The organism is Providencia sp. (assembly GCF_052096715.1).
Taxonomy (GTDB): Bacteria; Pseudomonadota; Gammaproteobacteria; order Enterobacterales; family Enterobacteriaceae; genus Providencia.
Window position 1 is genome coordinate 371811 of the sequence record NZ_JBQDNB010000001.1, and the last position, 22877, is coordinate 394687.

20 protein-coding genes are annotated in these 22877 nt (G+C 39.0%); 4 read left to right on the forward strand and 16 right to left on the reverse strand.

The features are described from left to right. Window positions 1-5: 5 nt before the first annotated feature. Window positions 6-1706 carry an ABC transporter ATP-binding protein/permease gene (locus tag ACTH6U_RS01665; protein ID WP_441831433.1) on the forward strand — a complete coding sequence of 567 codons (1701 nt, stop codon included), beginning with the start codon at window positions 6-8 and terminating at the stop codon, window positions 1704-1706. Further along, complete coding sequence (locus ACTH6U_RS01670; RefSeq protein ID WP_441831434.1) at window positions 1696-4482, forward strand: M16 family metallopeptidase; 2787 nt, start codon at window positions 1696-1698, stop codon at window positions 4480-4482. Before ACTH6U_RS01665 ends, ACTH6U_RS01670 begins: the two co-directional genes overlap by 11 nt. Window positions 4483-4550: 68 nt before the next feature. Here the strand turns inward: ACTH6U_RS01670 and ACTH6U_RS01675 are convergent, their stop codons facing one another. Continuing rightward, window positions 4551-5990 carry a hypothetical protein gene (locus ACTH6U_RS01675; protein WP_441831435.1) on the reverse strand — a complete coding sequence of 480 codons (1440 nt, stop codon included), beginning with the start codon at window positions 5988-5990 and terminating at the stop codon, window positions 4551-4553. A 181-nt stretch (window positions 5991-6171) separates the two neighbouring features. Here ACTH6U_RS01675 and ACTH6U_RS01680 point away from each other — a divergent pair, with 181 nt between their 5' ends. Further along, a complete protein-coding gene (locus ACTH6U_RS01680; protein ID WP_441831436.1) occupies window positions 6172-6672 on the forward strand; it encodes a GNAT family N-acetyltransferase in 501 nt (166 codons plus the stop codon). 58 nt (window positions 6673-6730) lie between these two features. Here ACTH6U_RS01680 and ACTH6U_RS01685 read toward each other — a convergent pair whose 3' ends face one another. The 13 genes from ACTH6U_RS01685 to ACTH6U_RS01745 form a co-directional block, all read right to left on the reverse strand. Then, complete coding sequence (locus ACTH6U_RS01685) at window positions 6731-7090, reverse strand: helix-turn-helix domain-containing protein (RefSeq protein WP_441831437.1); 360 nt, start codon at window positions 7088-7090, stop codon at window positions 6731-6733. Between the two features lie 2 nt (window positions 7091-7092). Further along, window positions 7093-7398: a type II toxin-antitoxin system HigB family toxin gene (locus ACTH6U_RS01690; RefSeq protein WP_336430887.1), complete on the reverse strand. Its 306-nt coding sequence runs from the start codon at window positions 7396-7398 to the stop codon at window positions 7093-7095. A gap of 143 nt (window positions 7399-7541) precedes the next feature. After that, complete coding sequence (gene deoD, locus ACTH6U_RS01695; RefSeq protein WP_294108145.1) at window positions 7542-8258, reverse strand: purine-nucleoside phosphorylase; 717 nt, start codon at window positions 8256-8258, stop codon at window positions 7542-7544. Window positions 8259-8333: 75 nt separating this feature from the next. Next, window positions 8334-9557, reverse strand: coding sequence for a phosphopentomutase (gene deoB / locus ACTH6U_RS01700; RefSeq protein ID WP_441831438.1), 1224 nt, complete (start codon window positions 9555-9557; stop codon window positions 8334-8336). Between the two features lie 53 nt (window positions 9558-9610). Then, window positions 9611-10933 (reverse strand): thymidine phosphorylase, encoded by a 1323-nt coding sequence (gene deoA, locus ACTH6U_RS01705; protein WP_294108141.1) that lies wholly within the window; start codon window positions 10931-10933, stop codon window positions 9611-9613. A 96-nt stretch (window positions 10934-11029) separates the two neighbouring features. Beyond that, window positions 11030-11809, reverse strand: a complete 780-nt coding sequence (gene deoC, locus ACTH6U_RS01710; RefSeq protein ID WP_294108139.1) for a deoxyribose-phosphate aldolase — start codon at window positions 11807-11809, stop codon at window positions 11030-11032. 678 nt (window positions 11810-12487) lie between these two features. Further along, entirely contained in the window at window positions 12488-13291 is an 804-nt protein-coding gene (locus ACTH6U_RS01715) for a TatD family hydrolase (protein ID WP_336430886.1), read from the reverse strand. After that, on the reverse strand, window positions 13284-14381 hold the full coding sequence (locus tag ACTH6U_RS01720) for a patatin-like phospholipase family protein (protein ID WP_294108135.1): 1098 nt from the start codon (window positions 14379-14381) through the stop codon (window positions 13284-13286). Before ACTH6U_RS01720 ends, ACTH6U_RS01715 begins: the two co-directional genes overlap by 8 nt. A gap of 207 nt (window positions 14382-14588) precedes the next feature. Continuing rightward, complete coding sequence (locus ACTH6U_RS01725) at window positions 14589-14999, reverse strand: BON domain-containing protein (protein WP_294108133.1); 411 nt, start codon at window positions 14997-14999, stop codon at window positions 14589-14591. Between the two features lie 244 nt (window positions 15000-15243). Further along, window positions 15244-16833, reverse strand: coding sequence for a peptide chain release factor 3 (gene prfC, locus ACTH6U_RS01730; RefSeq protein WP_294108132.1), 1590 nt, complete (start codon window positions 16831-16833; stop codon window positions 15244-15246). A 214-nt stretch (window positions 16834-17047) separates the two neighbouring features. Continuing rightward, the gene (locus tag ACTH6U_RS01735; protein ID WP_441831439.1) at window positions 17048-18112 is read right to left on the reverse strand and encodes a tartrate dehydrogenase; all 1065 of its coding nucleotides are present in this window, start codon (window positions 18110-18112) and stop codon (window positions 17048-17050) included. A gap of 332 nt (window positions 18113-18444) precedes the next feature. Next, complete coding sequence (gene rimI / locus ACTH6U_RS01740; RefSeq protein WP_336430883.1) at window positions 18445-18927, reverse strand: ribosomal protein S18-alanine N-acetyltransferase; 483 nt, start codon at window positions 18925-18927, stop codon at window positions 18445-18447. Next, window positions 18896-19306, reverse strand: coding sequence for a DNA polymerase III subunit psi (locus tag ACTH6U_RS01745; protein WP_441831440.1), 411 nt, complete (start codon window positions 19304-19306; stop codon window positions 18896-18898). Before ACTH6U_RS01745 ends, rimI begins: the two co-directional genes overlap by 32 nt. 134 nt (window positions 19307-19440) lie before the next feature. Between ACTH6U_RS01745 and rsmC the strand changes: the two genes are divergently transcribed. Continuing rightward, window positions 19441-20454 (forward strand): 16S rRNA (guanine(1207)-N(2))-methyltransferase RsmC, encoded by a 1014-nt coding sequence (rsmC, locus tag ACTH6U_RS01750; RefSeq protein ID WP_434720700.1) that lies wholly within the window; start codon window positions 19441-19443, stop codon window positions 20452-20454. 366 nt (window positions 20455-20820) lie between these two features. Here rsmC and ACTH6U_RS01755 read toward each other — a convergent pair whose 3' ends face one another. Both ACTH6U_RS01755 and phoA read right to left on the reverse strand, forming a co-directional pair. Further along, a complete protein-coding gene (locus ACTH6U_RS01755; RefSeq protein ID WP_434720699.1) occupies window positions 20821-21084 on the reverse strand; it encodes a DUF1435 family protein in 264 nt (87 codons plus the stop codon). A gap of 248 nt (window positions 21085-21332) precedes the next feature. Next, window positions 21333-22772 (reverse strand): alkaline phosphatase, encoded by a 1440-nt coding sequence (phoA, locus tag ACTH6U_RS01760; protein ID WP_294108126.1) that lies wholly within the window; start codon window positions 22770-22772, stop codon window positions 21333-21335. Window positions 22773-22877 lie beyond the last annotated feature (105 nt).

Here is a 22877-nt window from a genome sequence, read left to right on the forward strand (position 1 = left end):
GCGTCATGAAGACACTAAAACAATTTTTCTATTTAGTTAAACCTTTTTGGGGGCAGCGTGCTGCCCTTTTCTGCTGGATACTCCTTTTCGCCTCTCTTGGCCTGACCCTGACATCGGTTTGGTTCAACGTCAAAATGAATGCGTGGAATGGTGACTTTTATAACTCACTGCAAAAGCTTGATGGACAAGCGCTATATGGGCTATTGCAATACTTTGTGATATTGGTCAGTGGGCTTATATTCGTAGTAGTAATGGGAAATTACCTCAAGCAAATGCTTGTTATTCGCTGGCGTAAAGGCATGACTGAACTCATCCTTGGTCGCTGGCTTTCCCCTAACAGCAAGCACTACATGCTCAGGCTCACTTCCCAAGAGCCTGATAACCCTGACCAACGTATTGCAGAAGATATCCGCTTATTAGTGGAATCTACCTTAAATTTATTAGTCACTTTCTTACATTCCATGTTAACCCTTGTATCCTTTGCCGCAATTTTATGGACACTATCAGGTAGTCTGACATTTAGTTTTTCTGGCAGTGATTGGACCATTCCGGGTTATATGTTTTGGGCTTGTATTATTTACACCATTATTGGTATTGCACTGACCCAATGGATTGGATTTCCACTACGCCGTTTGCATATGGATAAACAACGCCGTGAAGCAGACTATCGTAGTTCATTAATTAACTGCCGCCAGCACGGAGATGCTATCGCAGGTCAACGCGGTGAAAATCAAGATAGAAAAGAGCTGATGGGTCGATTTAGTGAAATCATTGGTAACTGGAATCGCTTAATCAGCTGTGAACGAAATCTGTCATTTTACACGGTGGGATATCAACAAGTTACAGCATTAGCACCTGTTTTATTAGCACTTCCTAAATTTCTTGCGGGTGAAATTATGTTAGGTGGCTTGATGCAATTACGCCAAGCCTTCAGCAGCGTGGCAACGTCGTTAGGTTGGTTTATTTTTGCTTATAAAGAAATTGCAGCATGGCAAGCGACGGTTTCACGTCTGTATAATTTTGTGATTTTACTGGAAAATGATAAAAATTCTGAAGTCAAAATTCAAGAAACCTCAATACCTTTAAGCGCCAATTTAACCGTTTCAACGGCCGACAATAGACAACTAATTAATCATGTTAGCTTAATCGCTAAACAAGGTGAATTGACGTTAATTTCAGGTCGTTCAGGCATCGGTAAATCGACATTGTTACGTACGCTAAGTGGTCATTGGCCATTTTTCTCTGGTGATATTTCACGAACCAATAGCGTAATGTGGATACCACAACGCCTTTATTTACCTATTAGCCGCTTAGATAGTTTATTAGCTTATCCACAAGCTATTTCTAAATTTAGCCTTGCTGATTTTCAATATGCACTGACCTTAGTTGGGCTGGAAAAACTTCATCATCAACTTACATTAGAAACCGATTGGAATAACCGACTTTCCGGTGGTGAGCAACAACGTATTATGTTTGCTCGTTTATTACTCAATCGCCCTAAATTGTTACTTTTAGATGAAACCACATCCGCCCTTGATGAAAATAGCGCATTAGAATTAATCGCTTTATTAAAGGCACAACTTCATGAAAGTGCGATTGTTTTAGTCAGCCATCAACGCTTTATTTCCTCACTGGCTGAACAGCAAATTGATCTATCTGAATTTAATGCCCACTTATCAACAGGAACACCAGAATATGCTTCGTAAAATCACGTTAGCGACATTTATTGGTCTGCTGCTAGGAGGCTGCGCGAGCAGTTCTATCAGTAAAAACTCACAGACTCTTTTGCCCGTTCGTAGCGATATTCAACATTATCAATTAGATAATGGATTACAAGTTTACCTGCTGCAACGTAGTCAACCGGGTGTTGAATTACGTTTATTGGTTAATAGCGGTTCGATACAAGAAAATGAGCAACAGCTCGGTTTAGCGCACTTTACTGAGCACATGGCCTTTAAAGGTACTAAACATTTCCCAGGTACAACCGGCTTTAAGCAACTTGAGCAACAGGGATTAAAACTGGGTAGCCATGTTAATGCAATTACCAGTCTAAATACCACTCTGTATAAGCTTTCATTACCGGAAGCAACACCAGCACAGGTAACAACAAGTTTACAGGTAATGGCAGATTGGGCATCTAACATGACTTTCGATCAAGAGGCTTTTGAGAAAGAGCGCCCTGTCATTGTTGAAGAATGGCGCCTACGCCAAGGTATGGGTTTTCGCATCAATGATAGTCTTGAAAAACTACGCTACCACGGCAGTCGCTATGTTAATCGCAATCCTATCGGCTCATTAGATGTTGTTCGCCAAGCCCCAATTGAACAAGCCAAAAATTACTATCAAGCATGGTATCAACCACAGCGAATGACTTTGATTGTTATTGGTGATTTTAATTCATCATCAGTACGTAATGAAGTTAATACCCTATTTGCCTTACCAAAACCTGACAAAATTTCACAAGACGATCCGCAATGGAAAACCTTTGCAAGCTCAACCAATATGTTAGTTCAGGGAGTATTTGATAAAGAGCAAGGCGCTCGCTACGTACAGTTTTCCCTGCAAAAAGACGTCAGCGCACCATTAAATACCCGCCTTGGCCAAACTGATGACTTGCTCGATAACCTATGGCTCGCCATTTTAAATCAACGTTTCTCAGTAATGGTTGATAACGGCTTGATCCCCTCAATCAGTATTAATGAACAAGGGGCAATGTTAGATAATCAACGCCTACAACAATTAATGATTATTCACCCTAAAGGGAATGATTACACCGGAGCAACCGAGATCCTGTTTACTGAATTACAGCGACTTGCTACAGAGCCTGTCACACAAGAAGAGCTCGATAGTGTCAAACAAGCCATGTTGAAAAAATTGAGTCAGCAAGCCGCTTCTGAACAGCGCTACAGTAATGAATATCTTGCAGGCCAAGTGACTACCGCTCTTGAATACGATATGCCAATGTGGAACAAACGCCAACAGCTCGATAATAGCTATCAGTTGATAAAAGACATTAAGCCACAAGACTTACAGCAGCATATCGCTAAATTTCTGCAAATCGCCTCTCCTCGTTTGGCGTTAATTGGACCTGATACTGATGCCGCAGCAATAGACAATGCCGCGTTTAATGCCCAGTGGCAGCGCATTCGTCAAAGCACTCCAGGACCATTTACCCTGCGTTCCCAAGCGATTCAATTGCAATTACCGAGCGTTGTAAAAGGGTCTATCGTTGAGCAGTCTTCACTGCCCGTTGCGAAAACAGAGCACTGGACATTAAGTAATGGTATTCAGGTAATTGTTAAAGCAGATAAAAATCTCAAAGAAGACATTCAATTCAATTTACAACTTCCGGGTGGCCGTTCTTTAGAAACTGCACAAACCGCAGGGCTGACAGACTGGGCGTTGAAATTACCTGAAAGTAGTGGTTACGGCAATTACAGTGCCCGTGATCTCGCATTACTGGCAAAACAAAATCAGATTTCGCTGCGTCCTTATAGTGAACTACTTACCCACGGTTATCGTGGTAAAACGCCAGTCGATAACTTAGAAACCACATTACAACTGTTGCACTTGAAGCTAACTGCGCCACAATTTAGCGGTGAGAAACTGGAGCAACAAAAACAATCCTTTGCATTGAACCTGTCAAAAACACCGGTTGAACGTACTTTCCTCGATAATATTAATTTGGAAAGCTACAACCATGGCGAATTACTAGTAATTAATCCAAAAGGTGGTTGGAATCAATTCACTGCGCAGCAATTACAGCAAGCAAATCGCCAGCTGTTGACTTCAACCGCAGATATGACTTTGGTGATCACAGGTGCCGTCAATACTCGTGAATTAAAACCACTATTAGAACAATGGGTTGCATCTATCCCCGCCAGTAACCAAAAATTAACTTGGCGAGATCAAGGGATCATGCCAAAAATGGCAAGCTTTGATAAACGCTATCCCATCAGTAGCAGTGATAAAAGTATGGTGAGTATGCAATTTGCCGCGCCTGCGCAATGGACACAGCAAGATCAGCTCGCCATGCAGCTTCTTGATACTGTTGTCAGTCAACGTTTACGCGGTGAATTACGTGAAAAAGCCAGTGGTATCTATGCCCTCGGTTTTTCACAGATGTTGGCAAAAAAACCACAACCTTACTATTTTGCTCGTCTGAACTTTACTACATCCCCAGAACGCGCTGATGAGATGATCCAAATTTCACAGAGAACTATTTCGCAAATACGCCAATCAGGTATTACAGAAAAAGAACTGACAGAAGCCAAAAATATCTGGCTGACTGAAAATGCACAAGTCACAGATAGTTCGGGTTATTGGACTGAAGCTCTGGCGCAAATAGCTTCTGATGATAAGCAATATCAACGGTTAAACCAAGAACAAGGGATTATCCGTCAATTGTCAGTAGAAGATATTAACCGTTTAGCACGTCAATATTTAGGGCAAAACAGTAAAGTCTTTATGATGACGCCGTAGAAACTAAAATATAATGTTATTTAGCCAATAGTTAATATCAAACTGTTGGCTAAATAATAACAGAATAATTAGTGTTCCGTTGGATTATGCCAAATACTTCTTACTCCTGAAATAAAATTAAAAAAAACCTTCCGTATTCTGTTGCCAACATCACTTAATGAATTAGTAATTTTATCACCGAAAGAAACTCTATGCTCTGAAATTATATTTTTAGCACAAGCCAGTTCCAATATCTTACTAATATCAGGATTTTTATCATATTGATATGCGGCTCCTTTTAATAATGTAACTCTAGCATCTTTAAGTATATTAATTGTATCTTTATTTTTAATTTCATTAAGTTTATTTTCAATGTAATTAGGTAATTCCCTTATGCGTCCTTTATTATCAATCGCTAATAAAGCCATATCCCTAATATCATCGACATTTTTATTTTCCTGTATTTTATGTAAGTCAGATGTTGATGTTGATATTGTTCTAGATTTAGGATGAAGTTTTTTTTCATACTGAATTTCAACCTCATAATTAAGTAGTTTATTTGATTTTTTCAAATTTAAAATAATTAACTCATCTTTATACTTCCAACTTTCAACATCACTTGGTTCTGTTGAAAGTTTTAAAATATTATATATTCTTTTTTTAATCCCTTCATTACCCTTTATTTTCTTTATATGACATTTGACTTTTTCTATAGCTTTATCTGAGTAATGGCTGTTTTTCAAGGTTGAGATTAAGACATCTTCTAAAACATCTACCGGTGGTAATTGGTCTTCCGTAACTGTTGCCTCTACGCCATTTTCAGGCATATTGTCTATTACTTCTGTTTTTAATAATTTATCAACTACTAAATTATTTCTTTGTTTTTTCATTAATAACTCTAAATATTTGTCCAATATTTTATTTATTTTTTCATGTACATTACTAGATAATTCACATTCAATTAAGTAACTCTTTATAGTACTAATTTCAAATATCATTTCATCATTATTTTTTTTACCTTTAATTATTTCAATTCTTTTTTCAATTTCATTGCATGTTTTGGCAGAAATATCATCATTAAATCTTTTTTTAAAGAAAATATCTTTTATTTCATCACTCTCTTTAATTAAATGATTTTTGCCATTTATATCTTTATTTTTATCTATAGTAGGAATACTATCTATTATAGCATCCAATTCTTTGGAAGATTCATTAATACAATCAGTGATAGAATCGCTTACTTTATTATCTAACGATATGCCATTACTCATATTTTTAGCTAAGGTATCATCAATCATTTTTTGTATCTTAATTTTGGCAGGAACGCATTTAAACTTAGTTAATGCATCACTAGCCTTAACAAGCTCATCCTTGAAAGGAAGATTGTTATTTTTTTGTGTAATGAACTCTATTCTTTTTGCCATTTTATTTAATGTTTCATCTTTTACCTTCTTATTATTAATTTTTTTATTAATCATTATTTGTAATGTATCAGATTCTGTTATATGTCTACTAATATAAAAACCCATACTTTATTTCCTTTAATTTAAGAGCTATTAAAAAAATAATATAGACACTTATAAAATAGTGATATCAAATAGCGATATTCATATTTTTGATGCTGAAAATAATATTATTTAATTCATATCATTGACAAGGCTAATACTTGATGTATTAATGCTTACATATAAAATAAATAAGATATATACAATGAATAACGTAACCATCCGCAGAGCAACCTTGAACGATGTTCCCTCTATCACTCAAATGCACGCCGACTATTCGGCCTATGCCAATACCTTACAGCTACCTTACCCAACAGAAAAAACCTGGGAAGTGCGATTAGGGGCAAATGATCCGCTCGTCACTCAATTTGTTGCCATGCTTGATGATAAGGTCGTTGGGCTATTAGTAATTAACCAAGCCAGTCAAGCTCGACGTAAACATGTCGCGACTTTTGGCATTACAGTCAGTGAAGCGCATCAAGGTAAAGGTATCGGCTCTCAGCTAATGCAAGTGATGGTCGATTACTGTGATAATTGGCTGAACATCCACCGTATCGAACTAGAAGTCTTTGCCACCAATGAGAGCGGTGTTGGACTCTATGAAAAATTCGGCTTTGAGCTTGAAGGGAAAATGCGTGACTACGCTTTTCGTGATGGACAATATGTTGATGCAGTCATGATGAGTCGCATCAAGAAACTAGCTTAAAATTTAAGCCATAGAAAATGCCACGCTTAACGTGGCATAAAATTATTATGGGGAAACATTAGATTCCCACTAAACTACGTAATGGAATGCCAAATTGGCAATGCAACCGGCGGATCATTGGAAGCGTTAAATTACGTTTTCCATTCAAAATTTCATATACTCGGTTGGCTTTACCTATCGCAGATTCAAGGTCCTTAACTGTCAACCCTTGTTGCTCCATACGAAATTTTATTGCTTCGATAGGATCTGGCGCCTCAATAGGATGATGCTCCTTTTCATATTCTTCTATGAGTAAACACATCACCTCAAAATAATCCCCCTCTGGGGTATCTAGCTCTGGCTCATTATCAAACATCGGAGAAACCGCTCGCAGAGCCGCTTCATAATCTTGTTCTGTTCTGATGGGTTTAATTTTCATTATCATGACTCCAAATCCACCGTTTCTGCATCAACTTTATCATATTGTTTATGAGTTCCGATGAACTTAACAAATATCCATCCACGCTGATATGCAATAGCCACAATTAACCGGTAACAATTTCCTTTTATATTAAATACCGCTCGCTTATTTTTCAAAATACTTGCGCTACGATACATTCCTTTGATTTCTGAAGGATTTTTCCAATTTGCCTTAATTGCTTCATCTATCCATGCCTTCAGGGGTTGTTCTGACTCAGGATACCTTACCCAAAAGTCTTTTAGCGCTTTTATAGAGATGATTTTCATCTTGCTAGCTTAGTCCCGAAATGGGACTTACTCAATATTAAATCCCATTTTGGGACTAACTTCAATCATATCTTATTTGCGCCATAAAAAATGCCACGCTTAACGTGGCATTCTTACAAAATAATTTAGGTTCGAATAAAAAATTATTTATCGCCTAACAGCACTGATTCTAATGCAATTTCAATCATTTCATTAAATGTAGTTTGACGCTCTTCTGATGAAGTTTGCTCGCCAGTTTTAATATGATCTGAAACAGTACAAATTGTCAGTGCACGTGCGCCAAACTCAGCAGCAACACCATAAATACCCGCAGCTTCCATTTCCACACCTAAAATGCCGTATTTTTCCATCACTTTGAAAAAATCAGGATCTGGCGAATAGAAAAGATCCGCAGAGAAAATGTTACCCACACGGACATTAGAGCCTTTCGCTTTTGCGGCTTCTACTGCATTGTGTACTAAATCATAGTCAGCAATAGCGGCAAAGTCGTGATCTTTAAAACGCAGACGGTTAACTTTAGAGTCAGTACATGCACCCATACCGATAACAACATCACGAAGTTTAACGTCATCCATCACTGCACCACATGAACCAACGCGAATAATCACTTTTACACCAAAATCAGTAATCAATTCTTTCGCGTAAATAGAGCAAGAAGGAATACCCATACCGTGGCCCATGACAGAAATTTTACGGCCTTTATAGGTACCAGTAAAACCTAGCATGCCACGTACGTTATTCACTTGACGCACGTCTTGAAGGAAGGTTTCTGCAATATACTTCGCACGTAATGGGTCGCCTGGCATCAGAACAACATCAGCGAAATCACCCATTTCAGCATTAATATGTGGAGTAGCCATTTTTATTCCCTTTAAATAATAAATTTAATTAAAATAATTAAGGTGGTCTCCCACCTTAATTTAAAATCTAAATGCTTAGAGCATTGATTTACCATAATCCATTGGTGATAAATCAAAATAATTAGCCACAGTCTGACCAATATCCGCGAAAGTTTCACGATGACCTAAAGAACCAGGTTTTACTTTTGGACCATAAATGAGAACAGGAATGTGCTCACGTGTATGATCAGTACCCGGCCAAGTTGGGTCGCAACCATGGTCAGCAGTTAAAATAAGAATGTCATCTTCTTTAACTAGTTTCATTAGTTCTGGTAGACGACGGTCAAATAATTCGAGCGCCGCAGCATAGCCTGCAACATCACGACGGTGACCATAAGATGAGTCGAAATCTACAAAGTTCGTGAAAACAATAGTGTTATCGCCAGCCAGTTTCATTTCTTCAATTGTTGCATCAAACAGCGCATCAAGTCCGGTTGCTTTGATTTTTTTGGTAATACCAACATGGGCATAAATATCAGCAATTTTACCAACAGAAACCACTTCACCTTGTTTCTCTTCAACTAATTTTTTCAACATTGTTGGTGCTGGTGGCTCAACGGCTAAGTCATGACGGTTACCTGTACGTGCAAAGTTACCCGCTTTGTCGCCAACAAATGGACGCGCAATGACACGACCAATGTTGTAGCCGCCTTTGGTAAGCTCTTCACGTGCAATTTCACACAGCTCATACAGTTTGTCTAAGCCATACGTTTCTTCATGACAAGCAATCTGGAATACGGAGTCAGCAGAGGTATAGAAAATCGGTTTGCCGGTTTTCATGTGCTCTTCACCCAGTTGATCAAGAATAACGGTACCTGATGAGTGACAGTTACCCAAGTAACCCGGAAGATTTGCTCTTTTAACTAATGTATCAAGCAATTCTTGTGGGAAGCTATTTTCTTCATTACTGAAATAGCCCCAATCGAATAACACAGGTACACCCGCGATTTCCCAGTGGCCTGACGGTGTGTCTTTACCTGAAGAAATTTCGCTCGCATAGCCGTATGCACCAATAATTTCTGCGTTAGGATCAAGACCTGCTGGGAATGTTCCGCAAGATTCTTCCCCTGCCTTACCTAAACCGAGTTTAGTTAAATTAGGTAAATGCAATGGGCCTTTACGACCAATATTAGCTTCACCACGAGCACATGCATCTGCAATATGACCAAGTGTGTTTGCACCTACATCGCCGAATTTATCTGCATCATGTGCAGCACCGATCCCAAAGGAATCTAAAACCATAATAAATGTGCGTTTCATATTTATTCTCCTGCGGTATAGCAAGCCTTTACACCTGCTTGAACCTAAATTGTCTATTCGCTGATTTGACGATACACCATTGGTGTTGTTTCACTCGCTTTATCACCAATAATCATCGCATCACGGACTTCTTTAGCTGCCTCTTCCCATGCTTTTTCGCTGTTAGCATGAATAATTGCAAGAGGTGTTTGCGTATCAACTTTAGTGCCTAAAGCCGCGATATCACTTAAACCAACGCTATAATCGATAGGATCTGTCGCTTTACGACGTCCTCCACCTAAAGTTACAACAGACATACCGAGCGCACGGGTATCCATCTGTGTGATGATACCGTCTTTTGGCGCATAAACAGCTTTGTTTAGCACTGCTGTTGGTAGATATTTGCTGTAATTTTCAACAAAATCACTTGGACCTTTTTGTGCTGCAACCATACGACCAAAGATCTCAGCTGCTTTACCGTTATCCAGTACTGCTTGTAATTTTTGGCGCGCTTCTTCTCGGTTTGCAGCCAGTGAACCTGATACTAGCATTTCAACACAAAGAGCCATGGTCACTTCATACAAACGTGGGTTGCGATATTCACCTGTTAGAAACTGTACCGCTTCACGAACTTCAACTGCATTACCTGCGCTTGAGGCCAGTACTTCATTCATGTCTGTTAACAAGGCTGTTGTTTTACAACCTGCGCCATTAGCCACTTGAACAATAGATTCAGCCAGTTGCTCTGATTTTTCGTAGGTTGGCATAAATGCGCCAGAACCGACTTTGACGTCCATAACTAATGCATCCAGACCTTCGGCAAGTTTTTTACCTAAGATTGAAGCCGTAATTAAAGGAATAGAGTCAACGGTTGCGGTAATATCGCGCGTCGCATAAAAGCGTTTATCCGCCGGAGCCAGAGAATTTGTCTGACCAATAATCGCCACGCCGACATTGGTAATGATGTCACGAAAGCGCGCATCATCAGGGAAAATATCAAAACCTGGAATAGCTTCGAGTTTATCCAGCGTACCACCTGTATGACCTAGTCCACGCCCCGAAATCATCGGCACATAACCGCCACAAGCCGCCACCATTGGTCCCAACATAAGCGAAGTTACGTCACCGACACCGCCAGTTGAATGTTTGTCAACCAATGGGCCATTGAGATTTAATGATTTCCAATTCAGTACCGTACCTGAATCACGCATAGCCAGTGTCAATGCGACACGCTCTGGCATAGTCATATCATTAAAATAAATCGTCATCGCTAATGCAGCGATTTGACCTTCTGAGACCGAATTATCACGCACGCCATTAATAAAGAAGCGAATTTCTTCTTCACTTAATGACTTACCATCACGTTTTTTACGAATAATTTCTTGCGCTAAAAACACGATATACTCCTCAATTCAAATAGAATTTATCGGCAATAACTACGCGGCTATCAACTTTAATAGCGAATAATAGCGCGCGTAAAATTGCAATGGCGATTAATAACTGCTGCTTGATTTTTTAGTATCAAAGCCGAGGGTATTTAATAAACTCGCCAGTAAGCTTGATGCCCCAAAACGGAAATGGCGGCTATCGGCCCAGTCATCACCTAAAATTCTACCTGCTAATGCTAAGTATTGTGCAGCTTCTTCAGCAGTACGCACGCCACCAGCTGGTTTAAAACCAACTGTTTTAGCCACACCCATATCATGAATAACTTGCATCATGATTTCGGCACTTTCTAGCGTTGCATTTACAGGCACTTTTCCTGTTGAAGTTTTAATAAAATCAGCGCCTGCTTTGATTGAAATTTCTGACGCTTTACGGATCAATGCCGCATCTTTTAGCTCGCCTGTTTCAATAATAACTTTCAGTAATACGTTATTAGCAGCGCAAACTTCTTTACAAGCTTTCACTAAATCAAAACCAATTTTTTCATTACCTGCAATCAGAGCGCGATATGGGAATACCACATCAACATCATCTGCACCATAAGCAATCGCTGCTTTAGTTTCCGCTACTGCAATTTCAATATCATCATTACCGTGCGGAAAATTGGTTACTGTTGCAATGCGAATATCTGGTGTACCTTGCTCACGTAAAGTTTTACGAGCAATAGGAATAAAGCGAGGGTAAATACAAATAGCAGCGGTATTACCTGCTGGGCTTTTAGCTTGATGACACAATGCAATGACTTTAGCATCAGTATCGTCATCATTTAAAGTGGTTAAATCCATCAGGTTCAGTGCGCGTTGCGCAGCCGCATTTAAATCAGTCATATAACTCTCCAACGTTGTTTATCTTCAGAACGACACGTTCTTTGTTGGCGAGCGGGCTTGTTCCATAAAGATGCTAGCCGGACTCTTTCCGAGCTAAGCAGCTGAGATCCTTCTCACCGCACGATACCCTAGAGTAACGTTACTCTAAGAACTAGCAGTTCCATTAGCAGCTTACTTGCCTCTATTTGACCATGGAACAGCGCTAATTTATGTGCTACAAATCACATTAATCGACTGAACGTTACATTATTAAAATAAAAAGTGTGAATCAGATCGCCATTATACGCTATTTAGCTTCAACTTGATTCTCTCAAATGGCTTTTTGATACCTTACTACATCATTAATTAGCTTAGCTAAGAATAGTTGAAAAATTGAAATTGGATATAAAACCCCAAAAAGAATATAACTGAATTAAATAAAAGCGGAAGGCCAAATGCCTTTCTACAAGGAATTAAGGATTAAATGATGTCCATTGCAGCGAGTATAAAACAGAAAACTGCAATTATTACATGGATTAAATAAGGTAATGTTCAAACGATGAGTACTCTTTAGCTCAGAACTCGCTGTATCAATGATAATAACTTGGTATCATTAAAGCATTCAAAAAATTCACTTATTCCATAAAAAACCAATCAAAACAATAATTCACCATGGTAATTATTTGTCGGTATTGCCATTTATTGTTTCAGATGAAATAACGCTAAACTGTTAATATAAAGTTGGTGCGCAATTTCGTCTGGAGATTCGTGCCGTAGTTCGCACAAAGAACGAAAAATTAAAGCAATACGCTCAGGTCGATTGGGTTCCCCCTGAAAGCCCGAGACAGGCATATCAGGCGCATCGGTTTCCAATAAAAGGGACGTTAGGGGCAATTCAGCCATAACTTGGCGAGTTTTATTTGCACGCTCATAAGTAATCGTGCCGCCCACACCGATATAATACCCTAATTTAACAAAGGCCTGCGCTTGAGAAAGGCTTCCAGCAAAACCATGTACAACCCCTTTAGCAGGCACATCTAAACGACGAAGCATGGCGGCCAATTGGTCATGACTTTTACGCGAATGCAGAATAACGGGTAAATCAAATTGTTTGGCCAATCTTAATTGTGCCGATAAAACCAACTTCTGACGCTCAAATAGCGGTTCTTGCATATAAAGATCAAGACCCACTTCACCAATAGCGACACATTTATTACTTTTTTGATTAAGAAAATCGGTGAGCACATCTAAATGCTCATCTTTAAACACATTTAAATATAACGGATGAAATCCCATTGCAGCATGCAATACTGAGTATTGATGAGCTAATTCCCAAACTCGTTCAAAGTTATCTAAACTAACGGTTGGAATGATGATATCGCTCACCCCTGCCTGATTGGCGAGCTGCAAACTATCAGACCATAACGGGTTAAATGGCGGAAAATCAAAATGACAATGTGTATCAATAAATTTTTGAGATGCAATATTTAAAAGCTTATCCATCACGATGTTCACTTGTTTGCAGTACTTGTGACTCAATAGAATCTATAGCTTCTCTGGCTAATGCAGGTACTAAATCATCTTGTTCTGGGATATCATCTAGTGGCTCATAAGAAATATTTTTTTCAATGAACCGACTGAAACGATTATTAGTAGAATCATGTTTATCAAAACTTGCACCAAGAGCAGCAATAAAGTAACGCCCACAGCGCCTTCCTGTATGATAATCCTGATTCAAAGAGCCAATTCGACTCCCCAATGCACTACTTTTAAGCGGCGTTGGTGGATAAATTTCAAATATCTGAACATCGTTTGGTGGATTTTCAATAAATTCTTGCGTTTTACGGTAACTTTTCAGATGAACTTTTAGCATTGCCGCCATACGTTGCAAGTTGCTGTTATCGCCTTCTAGCCAACGAGTCATTCTTTTTACCCATTCTGGCGTAAAATACATTTGGGAAGGAACCGTCCTAACAACAACAATCGTATCTGCACCGCGACGATAAGCTTCCTCTACTGGGATAGCCGCGCTAATTCCGCCGTCATGATATAACGTGCCGGCAAGCTCGACACCATCGCGGTAAAAACCGGGAATAGCACTTGATGCTCGAATAATATCAAGCCATGAATCAGCGTCTGGTTGTAAAAATTCAGCTGAAAAATCATCGCTCCGGCTAGTCCCCATATAGAACTCACGCCCTGATTTTATCTTTTCAAGTCCAATATCCATCTGCAAAGGGAACTCTTTGGCAATGGTATCAAGTAACCAATCAAGGTCGATAAGATGTCCACCACGAATAAATCTCAGTGGATTAAAAAATAGAGGGTTCGTTGTATAACGGGTGATCACACGACGCGCATACCCAGCTTGCCCGCATATATAAGCAGAAAGATTTTGTGCTCCCGCAGAAGTGCCAATCATCAAATCAAAAGGATTAAAGCCTGCGATAAGAAACTCGTCCAGTACACCAGCGGTAAAAATACCACGCTGCCCACCACCTTCACAGATAAGCGCAGTTTTCCCTGAATTGATTTCATCAAAAAACGCCAGAGGCTCAATTGTGCCCAGTGTAACTGATACGTGCTTTCCCATAAATACCCTTTGGCAATACGCTACATTGCATTTGTATTAAAAATACAATGCGAAACTTTCTATGATTTATTCAATAAAATGATTCAAATGAAAGTGATGACTTATATCGTAACTTACACAAAAATGAGCTTTCAATGAAAGCCCATTTTAACTAAATTGAACAATAAGTATGCAGCATTTTGAGGCATTATCACATTCTAAAGGTAATTAATTAGCAACAACTAAACCATTTTGAACAGATTTGACGCCTTTGATTGTCGATACAGCCTGAACAATTTTATTGATTTGGTCATCTGATTTAACAAAACCTGACAGATACACAACCTTATCAATCGTTTTAACAGAGACACTGTTGCTTGGTATACCGCTTGTGGATAATAGTTTACTTTTCACATTAGCGGTAATAGCAGAGTCATCCATATATTGGTCGGTGTTTTTAGCCCCAGTTGAAATAGCCTCACCCGTATCTTTGCCCGCCATATCAACCGTTTTAGCGGCGCTATCCCATGTTTCGGATGCTTGCTTTTTCAAGGCGCTATCTGACGATGAGCTACAAGCAAACAATGCCCAGCTCAACCCAATTACCCCAAGTGAGCGTAATAGCGTTGTCTTTTTCATAGGTACCTTCCTTTCTCTGTTATTAATTAGCCAATAATATAGCCTAAGTAAAAAAACGCGAAAAATAAAGTTAAATAACATAAAGACAGAATATTCTTGATAAATTTAAAGCTTAAATAGGAAGAAGTTCTTTTTTAGATGATTGATATAAGGAGAGATCACTATTAGATCCCCACTATCAATGAATTGTTTGATAGTGGGTCACTCGAAAATGCATTATTGAAATGTATGATACCGCGAATAATTAGTGTTCACGAGTCTTGCGGAATTTAACTTCGGGATAACGTTCGCTCGTCAAATTAAGATTAACCATCGTTGGTGCAATATACGATAGATTATCGCCGCCATCTAAGGCTAAATTCAGCTCATTTTTACGCTTAAATTCTTCAAATTTCTTCACGTCATCACATTCAACCCAACGCGCAGTTGAAACGTTAACGGTTTCATAAATGGCTTCGACGTTGTATTCACTTTTCAGTCGAGATACAACAACATCAAACTGAAGCACACCTACGGCACCAACAATCAAATCATTATTGGTCAATGGACGGAAGACCTGAACAGCACCTTCTTCAGATAGTTGGACCAAACCTTTAAGTAATTGTTTTTGTTTCAGCGGATCGCGTAGACGAATACGGCGGAACAATTCAGGGGCAAAGTTAGGAATACCAGTAAATTTCAAATCTTCACCTTGTGTGAAGGTATCACCAATTTGAATAGTTCCGTGATTATGCAGACCAATAATATCCCCTGCATAGGCATGTTCTACTTGAGAACGGTCACCAGCCATAAAGGTCAACGCATCGGAAATAACCACATCTTTCTTGATGCGAACTTGGCGTAATTTCATGCCTTTTTCATAGGTGCCAGAAACGATGCGCATAAACGCAACACGGTCACGGTGTTTCGGATCCATATTGGCCTGAATTTTGAATACAAACCCGGTGAATTTTTCTTCTGTTGCTTTCACTTCACGCACATCAGTTTGACGAGGTTGCGGTGAAGGAGCCCACTTAACCAGGCCATCAAGCATATGATCAACACCAAAGTTACCGAGTGCAGTCCCGAAGAAAACAGGAGTTAATTCCCCTTCCAAGAAAGCGTCGTGATCGTATTCATGAGAAGCGCCTTGAACTAATTCAAGTTCATCACGCAGCTGTTTAGCCAGATCATCACCCACGGCAACATCAAGATCGGGATTATTTAGCCCTTTGATAATACGAACTTCTTGAATCGTATGACCCTGTCCAGTTTGATATAAAATGGTTTCATCACGTAATAAATGATAAACCCCTTTAAATAATTTACCGCAGCCAATAGGCCAAGTAATGGGGCAACACGCAATTTTTAGCTCGTTTTCAACTTCATCGAGCAATTCCATTGGATCACGAATATCACGGTCGAGCTTATTCATGAAAGTTAAAATTGGTGTATCACGTAAGCGAGTGACTTCCATCAACTTACGCGTCCTATCTTCAACCCCTTTACCCGAGTCAATCACCATTAAACAGCAGTCAACCGCCGTTAATGTACGATAAGTATCTTCAGAGAAGTCTTCGTGACCTGGGGTATCGAGAAGATTAACCAGACAATCATGATATGGAAATTGCATTACAGATGTGGTGATTGAAATACCACGTTGCTTTTCCATTTCCATCCAGTCAGATTTTGCATGCTGATTAGAACCACGCCCTTTTACTGTCCCCGCACGTTGAATTGCGTTTCCAAACAATAGCACCTTTTCAGTGATAGTTGTTTTACCCGCATCGGGGTGAGATATAATAGCAAACGTCCTACGCGTGCTCACTTCATGTAGAAAATTCTGATCTGTCATTTAACCGTCTTTTCATCTGTATACAGATTTGTACATGCATTAGGCGAGGCAAAACTTGGCTCTTAGCTTAGCAAATCCGTCTTGTTAATCGTAATTGGCGGATATTTTCGCAGATCTTGGGGTTATAAACAATCAAAGCATCTAGATACTGTAAAAAAACAATATCTAGATTCAGCGTAACTTGATTCTAATTTTTAATTCGCGATCAAAAAAATCAAGCCAATATCAACTGAGCAATTTCTTCACCCAGAGCCTGAGTACTTGCATTTCCGCCCATATCACGAGTTAAATTACGGCGTTCTTTAATGGCAGTTTCAACCGCAGCCATAATAGTGTCATGCACTTGTGGACAGCCCAAATGCTGCATCATCATGGCTGCGGCCCAAATTGTACCGATTGGATTAGCAATGTTTTGACCTGCGATATCTGGCGCTGAGCCGTGAACGGGTTCAAACATCGATGGAAATTGCTTTTCAGGGTTAATATTAGCAGAAGGTGCAATAGCAATAGTGCCAGTACAAGCAGGTCCTAAATCAGACAAAATATCACCAAATAAATTAGACCCAACAATTACATCATAATACTCAGGCATTCTGACTAGATTTGCAGCGAAAATATCAATATGGAATTGATCAACTTTCACATCACTGTATTGTTTCGCCATCTCGGCCACTCGGCTGTCCCAATATGGCATTGAGTGGAACAAACCATTCGATTTTGTCGCCGAACTTACATGTTTTTTGTCACGAGAACGCGCTAACTCAAAGGCATATTTTAAAATGCGGTCTGTGCCTTTACGGGTAAAAATACTTTGCTGACAAACCATTTCATCTTCAGTACCTTCATATTGAATACCTCCAATCGCTGAATATTCCCCTTCCACATTTTCGCGCACGACATAAAAATCAATATCACCCGGTTTTTTATCAGCTAAAGGTGATTTTATTCCTTCAAATAAACGCACAGGACGCAAGTTAACGTATTGGTTGAAGGCACGACGAATCGGCAGTAACAAACCCCATAAAGAAATATGATCAGGCACACCAGGAAATCCGACAGCGCCAAGGAAAATAGCATCAAATTTTTTCAATTGTTCTAAGCCATCTTCAGGCATCATGCGTCCTGTACGGTGGTAAGTTTCACATGACCAATCAAAATGCGTAAATTTAAGTTTTATATTATGTTTACGCGCTGCGGCCTCTAAAACTCTTAACCCTTCAGGAATAACTTCAGTACCAATTCCATCGCCAGGAATCACGGCTATATTGAACGATGACATAGTGAAAACCTCGGATAAATGAATATATTTAGCTACATTCAGACCAGCTTATCCGCGTTTTACCTAATTGGCATCAAATCTCTGACGTTTATGCTGTTTATTTTAGAAGTATTAGAAACAGCGCTAATTTACGCAGTTTTTATTGAAAATAATCTCTAGATACATTGACATCATGTAAATTTGAATGAGTTATTAAATAGCATTTTTGAAATAAATACATATTAAATACAAAGATAAATCAATAAGTAATAAAAACCACGACACTGCATCGTTCACAGTTCACCATGGTTTCATGTTTAAAAAAAGGAATTAATCAATAGCGAATATTTAAACTATTTATCTGTAAATTCGTTGTCTTTAAATAAGTTATCCTCAAACAAGGTCAATGCTAAAACTAACGCATCTTCACGGCCTTTTTTCGCAGGATAATAGTCTTTACGCACAGTAGCTTGATGAAAACCAAGTTTATCATACAGATGCAAAGCAGAGGCATTAGACTCTCTGACTTCTAACCATAGCGTAAGAATACCCTTTGCAATTAGGTCGCTAATGAGCTTCTCAAGTAACAAACGACCATAACCCTTGCCTTGATAATCGGGATGAATAGCAATATTAAATAGTGTTGCCTCATCTAGAACATATTGAGTTATCGCATAACCAACAATTTGATTATTAATAGAAATTTTAAGATTATGATACTTTTCCCCTTGATTCCCATAAAAAACACGCTCAGTCCAGGGGAAATCATGGCTTAGTTTCTCAATTAAGAAGGCTGTCGCAAGATCAGATTGTTTTAGTGTTGAAATTTTCATCATTTTGATAAATTTGCTTCCATAGTGCCTGTTTAGCGTCACGACTTACCATCAACTCAGACAAAACAGGTGAAATAAACGTGATTTTTGAACCTTCAGGCTTAGCTTCACTACCGAGTGTCCAACAAGGAATTGTTATTGGTGTTGGAATTAAGTTTAGCTGCTCTGAATTAATACAAACCACATCTGCCGAAGAGACATTCATTGTCAAAAAAATATCTTTTAGCAAACGGCTATTTAAATCAAGGTTCTCATCAGTAATAATAATAAGCTTAGTCGATTCTGGTATCCTTACACCACGTTCACCGCGAAGCACAGTCGGATTTCTCACCACCCATTGAGTGATCCCCATTTGCTCTAAAAGCTTGTCGCGTCGTGTCATTTTTCTTCCAGTCGCTATTTATTAACAACCACATCTTATCAAAGGGGATTAATAGCGCCAACAGAGCAATGCTATTTCTCTATTTTCTGGTAAGGTAGCGTGAATTATTTATCATTTTAGGAGATTGACAGAATATGTCATTACTGACACCTGCCAGCGAAGTTTTACAACGCCATCTCGAACATTTTACCGATCGTCATGTCATTTTGGCTGGTGACATTCAGGATGAATTTGCCGCTATTCTTGAAGCCGCAAGTGTACGTGTTCTCACTAACCAGTACCATCGCTGGAAAAATTTACAGCCGTTAATCGGTGATAATGCACTTTTTTCTGCAACAACTCCCGCAGAATTTATCCAGCCTTGTGATACCTTAATCTATTACTGGCCAAAAAATAAGCAAGAAGCATGTTTTCAATTAGATGACCTTTGTACGCATCTTGCTGCTGGTAGCCAAATTTTTGTCGTCGGTGAAAACCGGAGTGGTGTTAAAAGTGCTGAATCCATCATGGAAGGCATCTCAACACTGCAAAAAATTGACTCTGCTCGGCGCTGTGGTCTATATCATGGAGAATTAGAACAGCCGACTACTTTTGATATTAAGCGCTGGTGGCGCGGTTATCAAATTGATAACGTCAAAATTCATGCTCTTCCAGGTGTATTTAGTCATGAAGAACTCGATATTGGTAGTGATTTACTGCTCTCGACTCTGACTAACCCAATGAGCGGTAATATACTCGATATTGCCTGTGGTAATGGCGTATTAGCCGCCGTAATTGGGACACAAAATCCAGATGTTACACTAACCTTAAGTGATGTGAGTGCATCCGCTATCGCCTCTTCAATTGCAACTCTTGAAGCAAATAAACTCACCGGTAAAGTGCTCGCCAGTGATGTGTATTCTGATATCGATGATAAATTTGATTGGATATTGTCAAACCCACCTTTCCATGATGGTTTGAATACCAGTTATAGCGCGGTAGAAGCGATGATCTTACAAGCACCTAAATATCTCAAAAAAGGTGGTCGTTTCCGTATTGTGGCCAATGCTTTCTTACCCTACCCTGAACTATTAGATAAAGCCTTTGGCGGTCATGAACTACTAGCTAAAACAGGTAAATTCAAGGTTTACCAATCAACCAAGCGCTAATCAATACACATTTTTAATTATCATTACATACTTAAGTGGTCAGCTTTATACGCTGGCCATTATTTTTACTATGAATACATCGAGATAAGTAAACAGCAATACTTATATACCATTTTATTTGTTTATAAATAAGTTGTAGACATTTGATTACTAATAAACAGTATGTTTTTAACTACATATCATTGAAGGGTTATAAAACAACGGATTCAATAAGCTACAAACTCTAGTGAGCAAGAACCCTATAATTCAAGTTTCTATTTTGCACCAATATATTCTTACCGATATACAGCTCTTAACATTAAAATTGGATAATTCATTCTTGATTTCTAATATTCTTTCTAATATCTAATTCTCTTTGTTTATGTACTAGGGTGCTGAGCTCTGTAAGACAAAAGCAATTAAAAAGCACAGTAATGAAATAACAGCAGGAATAATCAGTAATCGTCGAGAACCACGATTAAATAGCATTCCCGCGGTTGCAACCATCATCACTATCATTACAATTTTTAGGTTTTCTAACCCGATGCTGCTGAGCAAATATGCAATGCTCAACAATATTACGGCGAAAACACCCCATATACCTGCGCCTATACGCCTTAAACCAGTTGCTTTTGAGAGAGTAGTTGGCATAGCGATTCAACCTATTAAATGATAATGATTATCAATCATATCTCGTTTTTAGCAAAATTCAATCTTAATTTTTTGAAATAATTTCACTCAATTTGCAGCTAAAATGTCCAATAAAAAAACACCAACAACTAGAAGGAAGAAGTACTGGTGACTTATATAAATTATAAATAAATATAAACCATAAATAAAAAATTCTCCGTAACATCCTGTCACGGAGAATTTGTACTATATGTACTACAGGGTTGGTATTACTGTTTCAATCCCATCGCATCGCGCATGGTAAAGAATAAATCTGTTTGGTCAGTTAGACCCATCACGTTAGCAGCATGTGGACCATATGCAGCAACTCGCAATTGAGCACCAGTGTGTTCCTGTGAATCATCTTCTTCAGAGTTACCGTAGTTCACCACCATCACCGAACCATCTTTAGTGATTAGCGCTTGAGTCAAACCTGTTGATTTCGTTCCTTCAGGAATAATTTGGCTTGAATGTGAATGGTCAGCTGTAACGATAACCAATGTATCACCGTGTTTCTTAGCGAAATCTAAGCCTACTTGTACAGCTTGATCAAGGGCAACCGTTTCACCGATTTGACCGCATGGATTCGCTTTATGATCTTGCTTATCGATAGAAGCACTTTCTACTTGTAAGAAGAAACCATTTGGATTGACTTCTAACAAATTGATCGCTTTTTCAGTCATTTGTGCCAATGTAGGTGCATCAGGGTTTAATTTTGGATTTGGTTTACATTCCAACGGTTCATTTTTCAAGTTGCCTTGATAAATCGCCTTTGGACCTTCCCAAGCTACAGTCATATTGCCGTCATGAAATAAACCTAAAACAGGTTTGTTTTGGTTAGCTTCTTTGATAGCGTCCAACGATTTCGCATCACGAACAATGTTATATCCACGCTCGACAGCTTGCTGTTCTAGCGTTTTACCTTTGTAATCACCAGCTTTAGCTTGCTGTGTAAAACTTTTAGCACCGCCGCCTAAAGTTACATCAGCACGTGTCACTAATAACTGTTCAGAGATAGAACCACGACCACCATTTTCTAACGCATTCGTGGCGCATTTCTCAGTTGTTTCTTCTGGTCCATAACATTTGCGGCCTGACACATGAGAAAACTGCGCTGCTGGTGTAGCATCTTGAATTTCAGATGTTGTCACGTTACCTGTTGCTTTACCGTGACGCTTAGCAATCTCAATTAAGGTTTCGTGATCTTTACCAAAAACATCAATGCCTAATGCACCGTTATAGGTTTTAACACCAGAAGACCATGATGTAGCAGAGGCAGCAGAATCGGTAACATAATCAGGTTTTTGCGTTTTTTTATCTAACGCATAATGTGTATATTGGCCCGTAATAGGTAACGCATCGATTCCTTTAAAGAAACCACTCGCGCCCTCTGCATAATTACGTGCGACAGTAATTTCTGAGTCGCCCATTCCATCACCAATAAACAAAATAACATTTTTTGCTTGTCCGTTATGAAGTGCCGCTTTCATGATGTCAGTTTGTTCTGTTGCAAGGCGTCGAGCGCCACCAAACTTTGTAATATCACCTTGTGCTGCGCGGTTTTCAGAAACTGCATCATTTTTTTCGGCAGCAACCGCAGGAATAACACTACCTAAAATCAATGCACTTACAGTGACGGCCAAAATAGATTTCATAAAATTACCTGTCATAACTGTTTCCTTGCCAATAAAAGAAGATAAAGAAGTAACTGCTTCGAATAATGACAAGCATCCTAAAGGAACCAAATGACAGTTGGATGACGCTTTTATGTCGAT

Excerpts from the sequence above, each read along its gene's own strand:
- rimI (WP_336430883.1), bottom strand. The coding sequence starts at position 18,927 with ATGATGAAAATTTCAACACTAAAACAATCTGATCTTGCGACAGCCTTC.
- ACTH6U_RS01715 (WP_336430886.1), bottom strand. The coding sequence starts at position 13,291 with ATGGATAAGCTTTTAAATATTGCATCTCAAAAATTTATTGATACACAT.
- ACTH6U_RS01725 (WP_294108133.1), bottom strand. The coding sequence starts at position 14,999 with ATGAAAAAGACAACGCTATTACGCTCACTTGGGGTAATTGGGTTGAGC.
- prfC (WP_294108132.1), bottom strand. The coding sequence starts at position 16,833 with ATGACAGATCAGAATTTTCTACATGAAGTGAGCACGCGTAGGACGTTT.
- ACTH6U_RS01735 (WP_441831439.1), bottom strand. The coding sequence starts at position 18,112 with ATGTCATCGTTCAATATAGCCGTGATTCCTGGCGATGGAATTGGTACT.
- rsmC (WP_434720700.1), top strand. The coding sequence starts at position 19,441 with ATGTCATTACTGACACCTGCCAGCGAAGTTTTACAACGCCATCTCGAA.
- deoC (WP_294108139.1), bottom strand. The coding sequence starts at position 11,809 with ATGACTGATTTAAATGCGGCTGCGCAACGCGCACTGAACCTGATGGAT.
- phoA (WP_294108126.1), bottom strand. The coding sequence starts at position 22,772 with ATGACAGGTAATTTTATGAAATCTATTTTGGCCGTCACTGTAAGTGCA.
- ACTH6U_RS01665 (WP_441831433.1), top strand. The coding sequence starts at position 6 with ATGAAGACACTAAAACAATTTTTCTATTTAGTTAAACCTTTTTGGGGG.
- ACTH6U_RS01675 (WP_441831435.1), bottom strand. The coding sequence starts at position 5,990 with ATGGGTTTTTATATTAGTAGACATATAACAGAATCTGATACATTACAA.
- ACTH6U_RS01690 (WP_336430887.1), bottom strand. The coding sequence starts at position 7,398 with ATGAAAATCATCTCTATAAAAGCGCTAAAAGACTTTTGGGTAAGGTAT.
- ACTH6U_RS01755 (WP_434720699.1), bottom strand. The coding sequence starts at position 21,084 with ATGCCAACTACTCTCTCAAAAGCAACTGGTTTAAGGCGTATAGGCGCA.
- ACTH6U_RS01745 (WP_441831440.1), bottom strand. The coding sequence starts at position 19,306 with ATGACACGACGCGACAAGCTTTTAGAGCAAATGGGGATCACTCAATGG.
- ACTH6U_RS01720 (WP_294108135.1), bottom strand. The coding sequence starts at position 14,381 with ATGGGAAAGCACGTATCAGTTACACTGGGCACAATTGAGCCTCTGGCG.
- ACTH6U_RS01685 (WP_441831437.1), bottom strand. The coding sequence starts at position 7,090 with ATGAAAATTAAACCCATCAGAACAGAACAAGATTATGAAGCGGCTCTG.
- ACTH6U_RS01670 (WP_441831434.1), top strand. The coding sequence starts at position 1,696 with ATGCTTCGTAAAATCACGTTAGCGACATTTATTGGTCTGCTGCTAGGA.
- deoB (WP_441831438.1), bottom strand. The coding sequence starts at position 9,557 with ATGAAACGCACATTTATTATGGTTTTAGATTCCTTTGGGATCGGTGCT.
- deoD (WP_294108145.1), bottom strand. The coding sequence starts at position 8,258 with ATGGCTACTCCACATATTAATGCTGAAATGGGTGATTTCGCTGATGTT.
- ACTH6U_RS01680 (WP_441831436.1), top strand. The coding sequence starts at position 6,172 with ATGAATAACGTAACCATCCGCAGAGCAACCTTGAACGATGTTCCCTCT.